Annotated in this window: 13 protein-coding genes; 7 read left to right on the top strand and 6 right to left on the bottom strand. The window is 69.7% G+C overall.

Features of this window, described 5'->3' with window-relative positions:
• The first annotated feature begins 10 nt into the window (after window positions 1–10).
• From BLS66_RS09335 to BLS66_RS09310, 6 genes are read left to right on the top strand one after another with little or no spacing between them, the layout of a single operon-like run.
• A complete protein-coding gene (locus BLS66_RS09335; protein ID WP_049465276.1) occupies window positions 11–700 on the top strand; it encodes an RDD family protein in 690 nt (229 codons plus the stop codon).
• Window positions 697–1,689 carry a stage II sporulation protein M gene (locus BLS66_RS09330; protein WP_057493950.1) on the top strand — a complete coding sequence of 331 codons (993 nt, stop codon included), beginning with the start codon at window positions 697–699 and terminating at the stop codon, window positions 1,687–1,689. Before BLS66_RS09335 ends, BLS66_RS09330 begins: the two co-directional genes overlap by 4 nt.
• The gene (locus tag BLS66_RS09325; RefSeq protein ID WP_074725712.1) at window positions 1,679–3,295 is read left to right on the top strand and encodes a DUF4129 domain-containing protein; all 1,617 of its coding nucleotides are present in this window, start codon (window positions 1,679–1,681) and stop codon (window positions 3,293–3,295) included. The genes BLS66_RS09330 and BLS66_RS09325 overlap by 11 nt, the downstream gene beginning before the upstream one ends.
• Window positions 3,292–4,476 carry a DUF4350 domain-containing protein gene (locus BLS66_RS09320; RefSeq protein WP_074725711.1) on the top strand — a complete coding sequence of 395 codons (1,185 nt, stop codon included), beginning with the start codon at window positions 3,292–3,294 and terminating at the stop codon, window positions 4,474–4,476. Before BLS66_RS09325 ends, BLS66_RS09320 begins: the two co-directional genes overlap by 4 nt.
• Window positions 4,473–5,459: an AAA family ATPase gene (locus BLS66_RS09315; RefSeq protein WP_074725710.1), complete on the top strand. Its 987-nt coding sequence runs from the start codon at window positions 4,473–4,475 to the stop codon at window positions 5,457–5,459. Before BLS66_RS09320 ends, BLS66_RS09315 begins: the two co-directional genes overlap by 4 nt.
• Entirely contained in the window at window positions 5,456–6,754 is a 1,299-nt protein-coding gene (locus BLS66_RS09310; RefSeq protein ID WP_074725709.1) for a DUF58 domain-containing protein, read from the top strand. The genes BLS66_RS09315 and BLS66_RS09310 overlap by 4 nt, the downstream gene beginning before the upstream one ends.
• Before the next feature lie 138 nt (window positions 6,755–6,892).
• Here BLS66_RS09310 and BLS66_RS09305 read toward each other — a convergent pair whose 3' ends face one another.
• The 3 genes from BLS66_RS09305 to BLS66_RS09295 are packed head-to-tail and all read right to left on the bottom strand — an operon-like array spanning window position 6,893 to window position 9,298.
• Complete coding sequence (locus tag BLS66_RS09305) at window positions 6,893–7,540, bottom strand: hypothetical protein (RefSeq protein ID WP_074725708.1); 648 nt, start codon at window positions 7,538–7,540, stop codon at window positions 6,893–6,895.
• Complete coding sequence (locus BLS66_RS09300) at window positions 7,540–8,718, bottom strand: glutathionylspermidine synthase family protein (protein ID WP_074725707.1); 1,179 nt, start codon at window positions 8,716–8,718, stop codon at window positions 7,540–7,542. The genes BLS66_RS09305 and BLS66_RS09300 overlap by 1 nt, the downstream gene beginning before the upstream one ends.
• A 7-nt stretch (window positions 8,719–8,725) precedes the next feature.
• Entirely contained in the window at window positions 8,726–9,298 is a 573-nt protein-coding gene (locus BLS66_RS09295; protein ID WP_049465264.1) for a DUF1190 domain-containing protein, read from the bottom strand.
• A gap of 379 nt (window positions 9,299–9,677) precedes the next feature.
• Between BLS66_RS09295 and ilvD the strand changes: the two genes are divergently transcribed.
• The gene (ilvD, locus tag BLS66_RS09290; protein WP_053505438.1) at window positions 9,678–11,516 is read left to right on the top strand and encodes a dihydroxy-acid dehydratase; all 1,839 of its coding nucleotides are present in this window, start codon (window positions 9,678–9,680) and stop codon (window positions 11,514–11,516) included.
• A 130-nt stretch (window positions 11,517–11,646) separates the two neighbouring features.
• Here the strand turns inward: ilvD and dinG are convergent, their stop codons facing one another.
• The 3 genes from dinG to aroE all read right to left on the bottom strand — a co-directional run bounded on the left by dinG (window position 11,647) and on the right by aroE (window position 15,119).
• The gene (dinG, locus tag BLS66_RS09285; protein ID WP_049465259.1) at window positions 11,647–13,749 is read right to left on the bottom strand and encodes an ATP-dependent DNA helicase DinG; all 2,103 of its coding nucleotides are present in this window, start codon (window positions 13,747–13,749) and stop codon (window positions 11,647–11,649) included.
• A 167-nt stretch (window positions 13,750–13,916) separates the two neighbouring features.
• Window positions 13,917–14,270 (bottom strand): hypothetical protein, encoded by a 354-nt coding sequence (locus BLS66_RS09280; protein WP_074725706.1) that lies wholly within the window; start codon window positions 14,268–14,270, stop codon window positions 13,917–13,919.
• A gap of 3 nt (window positions 14,271–14,273) precedes the next feature.
• Complete coding sequence (gene aroE, locus BLS66_RS09275) at window positions 14,274–15,119, bottom strand: shikimate dehydrogenase (RefSeq protein ID WP_049465255.1); 846 nt, start codon at window positions 15,117–15,119, stop codon at window positions 14,274–14,276.
• Window position 15,120 lies beyond the last annotated feature (1 nt).

Here is a 15,120-nt window from a genome sequence, read left to right as displayed (position 1 = left end):
CATCGCGCTGATGGCCGCACCGATGCTCGATACCTACCGCGAGGTGGTGACGCCGGAGGGTGTGCCGCTGCAGCTGCCGGCGGCCGGCCCGGTGCCCCGGGCGATGGCCTGGCTGATCGATCTGGGCGTGCGCATCGCGGTGCTGGTGCTGATGTCGATCCCGCTGGCGCTGCTGGACACGTTCGGCTCCGGGCTCGGCCTGGTGCTGATGTTCCTGGTCTACTGGGCCTACCCGATCGTCTGCGAAGCGCGGTGGGGCCGCACCCTGGGCAAGCGCGCACTGGGCCTGCGCGTGCTCGCGCGCGACGGCGCGCCGGTGGGCTGGATGGCCGCCATCACCCGCAACCTGCTGCGCACCGTGGACATGCTGCCATTCGGCTATGCGCTGGGCCTGGTCAGCAGCCTGTTCGATCCGCATGGCCGCCGCCTCGGCGACCTGGTCGCCGGCACCGTGGTGGTGCATGCACCGGTACTGTACCTGCCGCCGCCACCGACCATCGACAGCGCGCTGGCGCCGCCACAGCCACTGCGGCCGGAGGAACAGGCCGCGCTGATGGCCTTCGCCGAGCGCGCACCACGGCTGTCGTCGGCACGCCAGCAGGAACTGGCCGGCATTGCCGAACCCCTGACCGGCACCCACGGCCAGGTCGGCGTGCTGCGCCTGTATGCCATGGCCAACTGGTTGCTGGGGCGGCGATGAAGCAGGAACAGTTCGTCGCCCGCTACCAGCAGGAATGGCAGGACCTGGAGCACTGGCTGCTGCTGCGGGCCGGCGCTTCGCGCCGCAAGCGCCGCCAGCGCAGCGAGCTGGCACTGGACGACAGCGCGTTCCCGCAGCGCTACCGGCGCCTGTGCCAGCAGCTGGCGCTGGCCCGCGAGCGCGGCTACAGCCCGCAGCTGGTGCAGCGCCTGCAGCAGCTGATGCAGCAGGGCCACAGCGTGCTGTACCGCACGCCGCCGACGCGCTGGCGCGGTGCGCTGGAATTCCTGGTGGCCGACTTCCCGCTGCTGGTGCGCAGCCAGGCGCGCAGCATGTGGGTGGCGCTGGCGATGTTCGCGCTGCCGGCGGTGGCCTGCTTCGTGCTGGTGCAGGTCTACCCGGACCTGATCCACATGGTGATGGACAACCGCCAGATCGCCGAGATGGAGCGCATGTACGATCCCGCTGCCGAGCGCCTCGGGCGTGACAGCGGGACCGACTGGATGATGTTCGGCCACTACATCCTCAACAACATCAGCATCGCCCTGCGCACCTTCGCCAGCGGCCTGCTGGCCGGGCTGGGCACGCTGCTGGTGCTGCTGTTCAACGGCGTGATCATCGGTTCGGTGGCTGGCCACCTGCAGCACATCGGCCATGGCGATCCGTTCTGGCGCTTCGTCGCAGGCCATGGGGCCTTCGAGCTGACCGCGATCGTGATCGCCGGCGGTGCCGGCCTGCAGCTGGGCATGAAACTGCTGGCCCCCGGCCGGCGCAGCCGCCTGGACGCGCTGGTCGAGGGCGGCCGCATCGGTGCCCGCCTGTGCCTGGGCGTGGCGTTCATGCTGCTGGTGGCTGCGTTCATCGAAGCGTTCTGGTCGTCGATTGCCGAAGTGCCGGCGTGGGGCAAGTTCAGCGTGGCCGGCGTGCTGTGGGCCGGTGTGCTGCTGTGGCTGTGGCGCGGCGGGCGCGGAGGCGGCCATGCGCATTGACCACCTGGACGTGGTGCTGCGCGCGCGCAGTGGCTGGGAAGCGATGGAGCTGGGCAGTGCCCTGTCGCGCCGCCACGCACGCGCGGTGTGGGGCAGCTGGCTGCTGGCCAGTGCGCCGCTGTTCGTGGTCTTCAACGCGCTGGGCTGGTGGCTGGATGCATTCGGCTGGGCGTGGCTGGCAATGTGGTGGTGCAAGCCGCTGTTCGAACGGGCGCCGCTGTACGTGCTGTCGCGTGGCATCTTCGGCGAGCCGGTGGGTACGCTGGCGGCGCTGCGCGCGCAGCGCCGCTGGGGCAACGCTGGCTTCTGGGGCTACCTGGGCTGGCGCCGCTTCAGCGTGCTGCGCAGCCTGTGCCTGCCGGTGAACCTGCTGGAGGGCAATGCGCCGGCCCAGCGCGGCGCACGCCGCCGTGCCGTGGCCGCTGGCGCGGCGGGTGCCGCTGCCGTGCTGACCGTGGCCTGCATGGCGTTTGAAGCGGTGCTGGTGTCCGGTGCGATCGGCGCGGTGTTCATGTTCATGCCACTGGAGCTGATGTCCGAATCGTGGCGGGCCGCATGGGACATGATCGGCCGGGACACGCCGGCCTGGGCGCAACTGGGCTTCAACCTGGCGTGCTGGCTGGCCTCGGTGCTGATCGGTCCGTTCTACGTCGGCGCCGGGTTCGGCCTGTACTTGAACCGGCGCACGCAGATGGAAGCCTGGGACGTGGAGATCGCCCTGCGCCGCCTGCGCGAGCGTCTGCTGCCGGCGGCATCGACGCTGGCCCTGCTGCTCTGCCTTGCGCTGCCGCTGGCCTGCGCGCCCGCGCACGCGCAGGACGCGCAGACGGTCGCTGCGCAGCCCGACGATGCCGAAGCGAACGACGACAGTGCGGGAGAACCGGCCACCGCGGAGAACGACCCGGCCAACACGCCCACCGTGATCTTCGGCGCGGCGCCGGTGGATACCGCCGGTTTCCGCCAGGCGGTGAACCGCGCCTATGAAGATCCGCTGCAGCGCCCGACCCGCCAGGTCACGCGCTGGAAGCCGATCGAACAGGCCGAGGACAAGAAGAAGGAAGAGAAGACGCTGCAGCGCGAACGCGGCGACACCGGTGAGCGCAGCAACCGCAAGGCCGGCATCGCCTGGCTGGCGCGCCTGGCCGAATGGGGCCTGTGGGGCCTGCTCGGCGTCCTGCTGCTGGTCCTGCTGTTGACCGCGCGGCTGTGGCTGCCGTGGCTGCGCGGCAGTGGCCGGCGCAAGGCCGAGGCTGCACCGCAGGTGGTGGAGGAACAGGTGGAGCTGCCGGTCGTGCTGCCGCCGGACGTGGCGACCCAGGCCGGGCTGCTGTGGGACCAGGGCCGGCCGCGGCAGGCGCTGGCCCTGCTGTACCGCGCCAGCGTGCGCACGGTGGGCGAGCGCAGCGGCATCGCGCTTCCCCCCGGCGCCACCGAAGCGCAATGCCTTCGCGCCTCGCGGCGCATGCCCGACGCCACCGACCGTGACCTGTTCGCGCGCATCGTGCGCATGTGGCAGTACGCCGCCTACGGTGGCCGCCTGCCCAGCCGCGCCGATTTCGATGCGTTGGCCGACACGCTGCGCCAGCAGTACAGGTGGCTGGCATGAGCCCGCGCCTGTTCTGGTCGCTGCTGCTGGGCGCGCTGGTGCTGTTCGGCGTACCGCTGACGATCCTCTACCTGCGCACGCATGAGCGGGTCACCGAGACCGTGCAGCTGCCGCCGCAGGGCGAGGCCGGCTACAACCCGCTGTACGTGCTGGGCCAGGCACTGCGCGCCGATGGCATCGAGGTGCACTCGCGCCCCCGGCTGGAGCTGCAGCAGATGGCACTGGGCCGGCACGATACGGTGGTGCTGCTGCAGGACAGCAGCGAGCTGCCGGCACCGACGGCCAGAGCGCTGCTGGACTGGGTGGATGGCGGTGGCCATCTGCTGGTGCGCACGCCACCACCGGCCGAGGACGACGCCAGCAGCACGCAGGGCCCCCTGCTGGACCAGCTGGGCGTGGACAGCCTGTACCAGCGCAGCCACTGCCAGCCATTCCACGTCATCGATGATCCCAGCCACGTCGAGTTCTGCGGCGGCCGTCGCTTCACGCTGGGTTTTGCCGCCAGTGCGCGGGCTGAACGGCGCTGGGGCAACGAGCACGGCCTGGTGTTCGCACGGCTGCACCATGGCCAGGGCAAGGTGAGCGTGCTGGCCGACATGGAATTCATGCGCGGCGAGGTGGAGTCGCCGGCGGCACGCCTGGCGTCGGCTGCGGGCAAGGCCAGCGACGGCCTGCACGATCTCTCGCACCGCGACCTGACCCGTTACCTGCTCGACCCGAATTACGGCAAGGGTGCATTCTGGCTGGTCTATGCCAGCCGCCCGCCGTCGCTGTGGGCGCGCCTGTTCTACCAGGGCTGGCCGCTGTGGGCGCCGCTGCTGCTGGCCCTGCTGGGCTGGTTGTGGGCCCGCTCGCAACGCTTCGGCAGCCTGCTGCCGTCGCCGGTGCTGGAACGCCGCTCGCTGCTGGAACACGTGCGTGCCAGTGGCGAGCTGCTGCTGCGCTTCGGCCACGGCGCGCGCCTGTACGACGCCGTGCGCGCCCTGTTCCTGCATCGCCTGCGGCTGCGCGCACCGGTAGCCGCTGCCCTGGACGGTGCGCCGCGCGATCAGGCCATCGCCGAACTGCTGAAATGGCCGCAAGGCCGTGTTGCCAGCGCGCTCACGCCCCCGCCACCGCACGATTCCTCCGCCCTGCGCGAGCGCATCCGCTTGCTGCTCCAGATGAGATCCCTGCTATGACCGAAGTCCCCGAGCTGCCGGCGGCCGCCAACGCCCGCCTGATCGAACGCGTCGATGCCATCCGCACCGCCGTTGGACACGCCTTCATCGGCCAGGCCGATGTACTGGACCAGATCCTGGTGGCGCTGCTGGCCGGTGGCCACGTGCTGATCGAGGGCGTGCCCGGGCTGGGCAAGACCCTGCTGGTGCGCGCACTGGCACAGGCCCTGGAGCTGGACTACGGGCGCGTGCAGTTCACCCCCGACCTGATGCCCAGCGACGTCAGTGGCCACGCGGTGTACGACCCGAAGAGCGAGAGCTTCAAGATCCGGCGCGGCCCGGTGTTCACCAACCTGCTGCTGGCCGACGAGATCAACCGTGCCCCGGCCAAGACCCAGTCGGCCCTGCTGGAAGTGATGCAGGAAGGCCAGGTGACCATCGAGGGCAAGGCCTTCACCCTGGCGCCGCCCTTCATGGCGCTGGCCACGCAGAACCCGCTGGAGCAGGAAGGCACCTACCCGCTGCCGGAAGCACAGCTGGACCGCTTCCTGCTGAAGGTGCTGATCGACTACCCGCAGCTGGAGGACGAGAAGCGCATGGTGACCGCGATCACCAGCGGCCGCGCTGCCAGCGATTTCGACCTGAGCCAGGTGCCGCGTGTGCTCGGTGCCGGCGAGCTGCTGGAACTGCAGCGTGCCACTGCGGCGATCACCGTCGATGACGAAGTGATCGACTACGCGGTGCGGATCGTGGCGGCCACGAGGCAGTGGCCGGGCATCGCCGTCGGCGCTGGCCCGCGCGGCAGCATCGCGCTGGTCCGTGCCTCGCGCGCACAGGCGGTGCTGGGCGGCCGCGACTTCGTCACGCCGGACGACGTGCGCGATATCGCCCGCCCGGCGCTGCGCCACCGCATCGCACTGGCGCCGGAACTGCAGATCGAGGGCCAGGGCGCCGACGACGTGCTGGGCGCGCTGCTGGCCAAGGTGGAAGCGCCGCGCCGATGAGGCCGGCCCCGCTGCTGCTGGCGCTGCTGCTGGCCTGGGCCGCCCTGGGCGGGCTGGTGCTGGGCGGATGGCTGCCGCGCTGGAGCTGGGCACTGGCAGCCGTGGCCATCGCGTTGCCCGCCCTGTGGGACCTGTGGCGGCAGTGGCGGCGTGCATCGCCGCAGGTGCAACGCGAGCTGCCCGAAGCGCTGGCACTGGGCGTGCGCCGCGAGGCGGCGTTGCGCCTGCAGGCCGAGCAATCGATGACCGTGCAGGTGTTCGACCTGGTGCCCGGCGGCTGGCCGCTGGAATCGCTGCCGCAGCGCGTGCACCTGCAGGCCGGTACGGCGTCCACGCTGCACTACCACCTGCAGCCGCTGCAGCGTGGGCACTTCCGCTTCGAGGGGGTGCACCTGCGCATGCGTTCGCCGTGGCGCCTGTGGTGGCAGCAACGCACGCTGCCGCCGGCGCTGGAGGTGCGGGTCTATCCGAACTTCGTGCCGCTCACCCGCTTCGCATTGTTCAGTGCCGACCAGGCCTCGCGGCTGGTCGGTGCGCACGTGAAGCGCCGCCGTGGCGAAGGCACCGACTTCCACCAGATGCGCGAGTACCGCATCGGCGACAGCCTGCGCCAGCTGGACTGGAAGGCCACCGCACGTGCGCGCAAGCTGATCTCGCGCGAGTACCAGGACGAGAAGAACCAGCAGCTGCTGCTGATGCTGGACAGTGGCCGGCGCATGCTGGCCAGCGAAGGCGGACTCTCGCATTTCGACCACGCATTGAACGCCTCGCTGGTGGTGGCTTACCTGGCGCTGCGCCAGGGCGACGCTGCCGGCCTGTACGCTGCCGGGGGCGAACGCCGCTGGGTGGCGCCGCAGCGCGGCATGGGCACGGTCGAGCACCTGCTGCGCGCCAGCTATGACCTGCAGCCACGTGCGGTGGCCACCGACTACCTGGCCGCCGCCACCGAGGTATCGCTGCGCCAGCGCCGGCGTGCGCTGGTGATGCTGGTCAGCAACGTGCGCGACGAGGACATCGAAGACCTGCTGGCCGCGGTGCGCCTGCTGCAGCAACGCCACCTGGTGTGCGTGGCCAGCCTGCGCGAGCGCGAACTGGACGGCGCACTGGAGGGTGACGTGCAGACCCTGGAAGACGCCACCCAGGCCGGTGCCGCCGCGCTGTACCTGCAGCAGCGCGCGAAGGCGCACGAGGCACTGCGCAGCGAGAAGGTGATGGTGCTGGACGTGACCGCCGACGCCCTGCCCGGCGCGCTGGTGGAGCGCTACCTGGCGGTGAAGCGCGAAGGGCTGCTCTGACCGGAGTTGCCGCCGCCGGGCATGGCCCGGCGCTACCGACGCATCTCGTTGGTGGGTGCCAACCTTGGTTGGCACAGAACCCACAGCGCCGACCAAGGTCGGCATCTACCAGCAACGGTTGCCCGCCAGCGGCCGGCACTACCCCTGCAACAACCGCCGCTGCAACCGCGCCACCGCGCGCTGCAGCAGCACCCGGTTGCGGGCCAGCTTCATCCACTGCGGCAGGCGCGAGAACATGGATCGATGATGGCCGCGGCCCTCGCGCAGCGTCGCGCTCGCGTATTCGTGCAGTGCCTGCAGATGTTCGGCGTTGTAAGCCCACAACAGGCCCGCGCGGGTCGATTCGACCAGGCGCAGCGGCAACCCGAAATGCGGATCGGCCGGCTCCGCGTCACGCAGGGGGCGCGTCGAGACGGTGACCTCGGTGCTGCGGTCGCACTGCGCGCATCGGGCGGGGAACGATGCAGGCGCAGGCATGCCAGCGGGAATCCGCCGGCATACATGCAGCCACTGATGCCCACAGAATCCACAGGGCTGGCGGCCCAGCATGCAGACCGCCCCCACCCAGTCGCCGCTGTCCAGCGCAGAACTGCAACCGGTGCAGCGGAAACGCGCGGTCCACCGATAGGGTTCCCAGCGGGCGATCACCCAACCGGGAGTGTCACAGCGATGGCAGCAGACGGCGACGCGGTCCGCGAAGGCCTGCAGGCTGCGCCCGTCATCGAAATGCCGACCCGGCACGGGCGTGGCACGCCCATGCCGGCCAGGCCAGCGCCGCACCGTCATCAGACGTAGATCCGCGTCGGCGCCTCGTCGACGATCGCGTGCGGCACGAAGCGCGCACTGTCGCGGGTGATCGCGCTGTCGTCCTCGCGGATGCCGATGCCGCAGGCGTGGTCACCGATCACCCAGCTGCCGATCAGCGGGTAGCCGCCTTCGAAGCGGGTCAGCGGATGGGCGCGCTGGATGATCGCCGGGCCATCGTAGGGACCGTCGCTGCGCTGGGTGCTGCCATCGGCCAGGTGCATCTCGATGTTGGCGCCTTCGCGCGAGAACAGCGGCTTGCGCACCCAGCCCGAGGCCAGCGTGCTGCCATCGTCGAAATGCGCTTCCAGCAGGTTCGGATGGCCGACGTTGCGCTGCCACAGCAACGGCAGGATGCCCTTGTTGCTCAGCACCGCCTTCCACGCCGGCTCCAGCAGCTGCACACCCGAGCCGGGCAGCGCGCGGCCGAACTCTTCGGCCATCAGGTCTTCCAGCGGGTACAGCTTGAACAGCGTGCCGATCACCGAATCATCCAGCGCGGTGAAGCGGCCGTCCTCGGACAGGCCGATGTCCTCGATGGCGATGGCCTGGCCATGCAGGCCGGCCTGGGATGCGCAGTCACGCAGGTACTCGACCGTGCCACGGTCTTCCTCCGAACTGCCGACCGCGCTGAAGTACAGCGGCGGCGGCAGCTGCGCGGCGAGTTCGCCGAAACGCTCGACCAGCGCTTCGTGGATCGCGTTGAACTGGTCGGCATGCTGCGGCAGGCGACCGGCATTGCGCTGGTCTTCCAGCCACTGCCACTGGAAGAAGCTGGCCTCGAACAGCGAGGTCGGCGTGTCGTAGTTCAGTTCGTACAGCTTGGCCGGGCCGGTACCATCGTAGGCCAGGTCCAGGCGCCCATAGAGGTGCGGCTGGCGCTGACGCCAGCTGTCGGCGATCCAGTCGCGGTAGTGCGACGGAATCGCCAGCTGGTCCATCAAGCGTTCGCTGCCGATGACATCCCCGACCAGATCCAGCGCCATCTGGTGCAGCTCGGCGCTGGGATCTTCGATGTCCTGCTCGATCTGGCGCAGGGTGAACGCGTAATACGCGCGTTCATCCCAGTACGGCTGGCCGTCGATGGTGTGGAAGCGGAAACCCGCCTCTTCCGCGCGTGCCCGCCACTGGGCACGCTCGGCAATCCGGATGCGCTGCATGGGTCGATCAGCCGCCGTAGCTGCCGCTGCTGCTGCGGCGTGCGCTGGTGTTGCCGAAGCCACCACGGCTGGCAGTGACCGCACGGTTCGGTTCGCTGGTGACCGGCGCCAGGCCGGCCTTGCCGGCGCCGATGCCGCTGGCGGTGTTCAAGCCACCGGTGCCACCCGGTGCCGGGCGCGCCCAACCCGCATTCCTGTCCTGGTAGGCCGGCGCCGACGCCGGTGCCTGCGGCGCCAGGCCGCCGCGGTTGCTCAGCATCTGCGACATGAAGAAGCCCATCATCATCGGGCCGATGAACGACGTGCCTGCCGAGGTGTGCTGCTGCACGCACTGCTCCGGCTTGTAGTCCTTCTCGCAGGCTTCCTTGCTGGCGTACTTCGGCGCCGCATCGGCGGCCTGCTTCTGCGCTTCGGCGAAGGCGTTGCGGCACGACGAGGGATCGCCGGTAGCCTCGGTGCAGGCCTCGACGGAGGTATACAGGCCTTCCTGCACCTTCACCTCCGGCTCCTTCTGGCAGGCGGTGAACAGCAGCGGCGCGGCGCTCATCAGCAACAGCGCGGTGGTGCGGGAACGTTTCATGGCCTCATGCCCTGTCGACGGATCAATGCCCCAATGATGCCAAATCCGGGCCAGCAACCGGAATCGGCAAAGTGCGAAAGATGAACGGCCTTTCATCTTCGTCGCTCTCCATCATCGACGCATGGCGTGGATCTACCGTGTCGACCAGGGTCGACACCTGCCAAGAGCAACGCAGAGCGCCGTCCCCCGCAGCCGGACCCACCCCGCCATCCCACGGATAGCCCCGCTGTTGCTGTTGAGGTTGCCGGCCAGCGGCCGGCACTACCGCGGGTGCGGGCGCAGCCCGGCCGGACCACCTCCGGTGGTTGCAGCAGCAACCGAAAAAATTGGCCATGATCGGGCGACCCCCACGTCGTACGGCCCGCCCGTTCCGCCCGCCATGCCCGAATACCGTTCCCGTACCTCCACCGCCGGCCGCAACATGGCCGGCGCCCGCGCCCTGTGGCGTGCCACCGGCATGAAGGACGGCGACTTCCACAAGCCGATCATCGCCATCGCCAACTCCTTCACCCAGTTCGTGCCCGGCCACGTGCACCTGAAGGACCTCGGCCAACTGGTCGCGCGCGAGATCGAACAGGTCGGCGGCGTCGCCAAGGAATTCAACACCATCGCCGTGGACGACGGCATCGCGATGGGCCACGACGGCATGCTGTATTCGCTGCCCAGCCGCGAGATCATCGCCGACGCCGTGGAGTACATGGTCAACGCGCACTGCGCCGACGCGCTGGTGTGCATCAGCAACTGCGACAAGATCACCCCCGGCATGCTGATGGCCGCGCTGCGCCTCAACATCCCGGTGGTGTTCGTCTCCGGCGGGCCAATGGAAGCGGGCAAGACCAAGCTGTCCGAGCACAAGCTGGACCTGGTCGATGCGATGGTGGTGGCCGCCGATGACAGCGCCTCCGACGAGAAGGTGGCCGCGTTCGAGCGCAGCGCCTGCCCCACCTGCGGTTCCTGCTCGGGCATGTTCACCGCCAACTCGATGAACTGCCTGACCGAAGCGCTGGGCCTGTCGCTGCCGGGCAACGGCACCACGCTGGCCACCCATGCCGACCGCGAAGCGCTGTTCCGCCGCGCCGGCCGCCTGATCGTCGAACTCTGCCACCGCTGGTATGGCGGCGAGGATCCGACGGCACTGCCGCGTGGCATCGCCACCCAGGCCGCGTTCGCCAATGCAATGACCCTGGATATCGCCATGGGCGGTTCCACCAACACCATCCTGCACCTGCTGGCCGCTGCGCAGGAGGCGGAGGTCGACTTCGACCTGACCCATATCGATGCGCTGTCGCGGCGCGTACCGCAGCTCTGCAAGGTGGCGCCGAACACGCCCAAGTACCACATCGAGGACGTGCACCGCGCCGGTGGTGTGTTCGGCATCCTGGGTGAACTGGACCGTGCCGGCCTGCTCGATACCACGGTGCCGACCGTACACAGCGCCAGCCTGGCCGACGCACTGGAACGCTGGGATGTAGTGCGCAGTGACAACGACACCCTGCATACCTTCTTCAAGGCCGGCCCGGCCGGCATTCCCACCCAGGAGGCTTTCAGCCAGGCCACGCGCTGGCCGACGCTGGACGTGGACCGTGCCGAAGGCTGCATCCGTTCGTTGCAGCATGCGTATTCGCTGGAAGGGGGCCTCGCCGTGTTGCGCGGCAACCTGGCCGTGGATGGCTGCGTGGTGAAAACCGCCGGCGTGGACGAATCGATCCACGTGTTCGAAGGCCCCGCGCGCGTCTATGAAAGCCAGGACGCCGCCGTCGCCGGCATCCTCGCCGACGAAGTGCAGCCGGGCGAGGTGGTGGTGATCCGCTACGAAGGCCCCAAGGGCGGCCCCGGCATGCAGGAGATGCTGTACCCGACCAGCTACCTGAAATCGAAGGGGCTGGGCAAGCAGTGCGCGCTGCTCACCGACGGCCGTTTCTCCGGCGGTACCTCGGGCCTGTCGATCGGCCACGTCTCGCCGGAAGCCGCCAGCGGCGGCACGATCGGCCTGGTGGAAGACGGCGACCGCATCCGCATCGACATCCCGGCCCGCCGCATCGACCTGCTGCTGGATGAGGCCACGCTGGCCCAGCGCCGCGCCCATGCCGATGCACGCGGCTGGAAGCCGCGCGCGCCGCGCCCACGCAAGGTCACCAGCGCGTTGAAGGCCTACGCCCTGCTGGCCACCAGCGCCGACAAGGGCGCCGTACGCAACACCGCCCTGCTCGGCGATTGATGCCGATCCGGTAGTGCCGGCCGCTGGCCGGCATCTGGAAAAAGGGGACGGAGGGGATTAAGTCGTTTGTGCCTAAAACGACTTAATCCCCTCCGTCCCCTTTTTGACGGCCAGCGGCCGGCACTACCGGTCAGCCGATCACGCGCTTGAACGGTGGCAGCGCGTCGATGATGCGCTTGCCGTAGCGGCGGGTCAGCAGCCGCGAGTCGAGGATCACCACGCGGCCGGTGTCGGTGGAGGTGCGGATCAGGCGGCCGGCGAACTGGGTCAGCGTGCGCAACGCATGCGGAATGGCGATCAGGTTGAAGGCATTCAGCCCACGCCCCTCAAACCATTCACTGAGGGTAGCGGTCTGCGGGTCGGTCGGCACCGCGAACGGCACCTGGGTGATCACTACCGTGGTGCAGGCTTCGCCGGGCAGGTCGAGGCCCTCGCCGAACGAGTTCAGGCCGAACAGCACCGAACCCTCGCCTGCCTCGACACGCCGCAGGTGTTCCTCGATCAGCCGGGTCTTGGACATCTCGCCCTGCACCAGCACCTGCTTGCGGCGCGCGGCCGGCATCAGGCCGGCCACCTTCTCCATCTTCCAGCGCGAGGTGAACAGCACCATCGAGCCCTTGGCCCAGTCCAGTTCGGTGTCGAGATAGCGCGCCACTTCGCGCGGATGGCCCTCGCGGTCGTCCGGCGTGACCGGAAATTTCGGCACGATCAGCTCGGCCTGGTTGGGCAGGTCGAACGGCGAGGACAGCGAGACCATCTCGGCGTCTTCGGGGATGCCGTTGTCGATCGCCAGCGACTGGAAATCGCCACCACCGGTCAACGTCGCCGAGGTCATCACCACCGAGTCCACTTCATCCCACAGCAGCTTGCGCAGCACGTGCGCGGCCGACACCGGCGAGCCGTGCAGCACCAGGTCGCCATCGCGGGTGGCGGTGACCCAGCGCGCCATCGGCGGCGCGCCATCCTTGTCCTCGCGGCGCCAGGCCTGCCACAGGTTGTACTGCTGCTCGATCATCTCCAGCGCCATGCCCAGGTTGCGCTGCAGGCGCTCGCGCGCGGCATCGTCCGGCTTGCCCTTGGCTACCTGCGCGGTGGCCGCATGCGCCCAGTTGTAGAGGCTGCGGGTATCGTCGGCCAGCGCCTCGATCGGCTCGCGCCAAGCCTCGGGCAGGCGCCCGTTGGCCGCGCGCCACATCGGCTCTTCGTCCGCCGGCGCCGGCATCCACACCCGCTCGACGTGGTCACGGAACGCGCGCAGCTGCTTGGCGACGTTGCTGGCGACTTCGATCGCTTCGTTCGGCAGCAGGTTGCCGAGGCGGTCCTTGTCGACCGCGCGGTAGGCGCCGGCGATCAGGATCTGCAGGCGGCCGGTACGCTTGGCCATCTCGTCCAGCGCCAGGCTGGCCGCGCCCTGGTCGATCGCCACGTTGCCGATGTGATGGCCCTCGTCCAGCACCAGCAGCATGTCCGACGGCGGGGCGATCAACGGCTGGCCGTTGTCACTGTCACCGATCGACAGCGCCGACAGCAGCAGCGCATGGTTGGTGACCACGATCTGCGCATCGCGCACGGTATTGCGCGAGCGCAGCACCGCGCACTGCGCCGAGTAGGCACAGCGGCGCCCGGCGCAGCCCGAGGCCGGCGTGGTGATGCGGCTGCGCAGGCCGGGGCTGATGGTCTCCGGCGCATTGTCGATATCGCCATCCCAGCTGCCGCTGGTGAAGGCGTCGGTCAGGCGCTTGGCGATGTCCATCTCGATCGGCGCCAGCGGCCGGTCGAACAGTGGCGCGTCGTCCTCGAACATGCCGCCCTGCGAGCCCTCGCCCTGCGCCTCGGCGGCATTGCGCGTGCACAGGTAGCGGGTGCGTCCCTTGGCCAGCGCCACGGTCGCTTCCAGGCCGGTGGCCTTGAGGAAATTGGGAATGTCGCGCTCGACCAGCTGCGATTGCAGCGCCACGGTGCCGGTGCTGATCACCAGCTTCTTCTTGGTGGCCAGCGCAATCGGTACGCCCGCGGTGAGGTAACCCAAGCTCTTGCCGACGCCGGTGGGCGCCTCGACCACGCCAACGCCACCGCTCTTCGACAGCGCGCGCGACACCACGCCGATCATCTGGCTCTGCGAGCGGCGGGTGGAGAAGCCGGGCGTATTGGCCTGCAGCGTCGTGTACGCCTTGCGGATCGCGTCCTTCAAGGGGTCATCGAGCGTGCGCGGAGCGGCGACGGTTTCGGTCACGCCGGGAGTTACCGTGGCTGGATCAGGCCGGTCATTGTCGCATGGCCGGCCGCGTTCACTGTTGCCGGCACCCTGAACGAGCCAGCGACGACGCCCGCCGGCGCGCACGGTCCGAAGCCCGCGCCGCACAGGGGCGAAACACGCCGGGCGTGGCCCGGCGCCAGCGCTCAGGCGACCGGGGCGGGACGGCTACGCAGCAGGCGCACCAGCGCCCACACCAGCAGCACCACGCCGATGGCCTCGACCATGGCCAGTGCGAAATGCAGCACGCCGAGGATGGCACCCATGCCCGACACGGCGCCGAAATTACCACTGCTGACCAGCCACATCGGCAGCATGCCCGCCGCCAGGCCGCCCAGGCTGGACAGCAGCAACAGCAGCAGGCCGACCAGGGCACCGGTGCGGGTGGCATCGCGCGGCGCGCCGACCACCCAGACCAGGCCGATGCACAGCGCGATCAGCACCGGCAGGCGCACGCCGACCATGCTCAGCACGGTCACCATCAACGTCGTGCTGTCCATCGATCAGTCCTCGCCGGCCAGCACGGCCGAGCCCTGGCGCAGCGACTGGTAGACCTCGTCGGTCTGCGGGCGCACGCCGTGCCACTGCAGGAAGCTCTCGGCCGCCTGCTCGACCAGCATGCCCAGGCCATCCACGGTATTGCGGCAGTTCGCCGCACGGGCCCAGGCCAGGAAAGCGATGGCCGCCTCGCCGTAGTTCAGGTCGACGGCGGTGGTCATCGAATTGACCAGCGACAGCGGCAGCTTGAACTCGACGTCGCGGTCGCGCCCGGCCGAGGTGGCATTGACGATCAGTTCGAAGTCGCCCAGCTCGCGCAGGTCTTCCCAGTAGCGGCTGATCGCGCGGCCCGGCTCGCCCATCGCGTCGATCAGTTCATCGGCGCGCTCCGGCGTGCGGTTCACCACCACCAGTTCGGTGATGCCGGCATCCAGCAGCGCCGGTGCGACGCTGCGCGCCGAGCCACCGGCACCGATCATCAGCACGCGGCGGCCACGCAGGTCCAGGCCATGGCGGTCGGTCAGGTCGCGCACCAGGCCGATGCCATCGGTGGTGTCGCCGTGCCAGCGGTCGCCCTTGCGCAGCAGCGTGTTGACCGAGCCGGCGCGGCGCGCCCGTGCGGTCAGCGTGGTGCACACCGAGAACGCGGCTTCCTTGTGTGGCAGGGTGACGTTGGCGCCGACACCGCCCTCGGCGGCGAAGGCGTCCAGCCCGGCCAGGAAGGCATCCGGCGCCAGGTCGATCGCACGGTAGTCGATGGCGATGCCTTCCTGGCGACCGAACGTCGCGTGGATCTGCGGCGACTTCGAGTGGGCAACGGGGTGTCCGAAGACGGCGTAACGGTCGGTCATG

Source organism: Stenotrophomonas pavanii (assembly GCF_900101175.1).
Lineage (GTDB): Bacteria > Pseudomonadota > Gammaproteobacteria > Xanthomonadales > Xanthomonadaceae > Stenotrophomonas > Stenotrophomonas pavanii.
The sequence above is the reverse complement of the archived record's forward strand: the minus strand, read 5'-3'. Positions and strand labels throughout refer to the sequence as shown.

Coding starts and splice junctions, on each gene's coding strand:
- BLS66_RS09300 (WP_074725707.1), bottom strand. CDS start 8,718: ATGCAGCGCATCCGGATTGCCGAGCGTGCCCAGTGGCGGGCACGCGCG.
- BLS66_RS09320 (WP_074725711.1), top strand. CDS start 3,292: ATGAGCCCGCGCCTGTTCTGGTCGCTGCTGCTGGGCGCGCTGGTGCTG.
- aroE (WP_049465255.1), bottom strand. CDS start 15,119: ATGACCGACCGTTACGCCGTCTTCGGACACCCCGTTGCCCACTCGAAG.
- BLS66_RS09280 (WP_074725706.1), bottom strand. CDS start 14,270: ATGGACAGCACGACGTTGATGGTGACCGTGCTGAGCATGGTCGGCGTG.
- BLS66_RS09335 (WP_049465276.1), top strand. CDS start 11: ATGGCCGCACCGATGCTCGATACCTACCGCGAGGTGGTGACGCCGGAG.
- ilvD (WP_053505438.1), top strand. CDS start 9,678: ATGCCCGAATACCGTTCCCGTACCTCCACCGCCGGCCGCAACATGGCC.
- BLS66_RS09315 (WP_074725710.1), top strand. CDS start 4,473: ATGACCGAAGTCCCCGAGCTGCCGGCGGCCGCCAACGCCCGCCTGATC.
- BLS66_RS09330 (WP_057493950.1), top strand. CDS start 697: ATGAAGCAGGAACAGTTCGTCGCCCGCTACCAGCAGGAATGGCAGGAC.
- BLS66_RS09310 (WP_074725709.1), top strand. CDS start 5,456: ATGAGGCCGGCCCCGCTGCTGCTGGCGCTGCTGCTGGCCTGGGCCGCC.
- BLS66_RS09325 (WP_074725712.1), top strand. CDS start 1,679: ATGCGCATTGACCACCTGGACGTGGTGCTGCGCGCGCGCAGTGGCTGG.
- BLS66_RS09295 (WP_049465264.1), bottom strand. CDS start 9,298: ATGAAACGTTCCCGCACCACCGCGCTGTTGCTGATGAGCGCCGCGCCG.
- BLS66_RS09305 (WP_074725708.1), bottom strand. CDS start 7,540: ATGACGGTGCGGCGCTGGCCTGGCCGGCATGGGCGTGCCACGCCCGTG.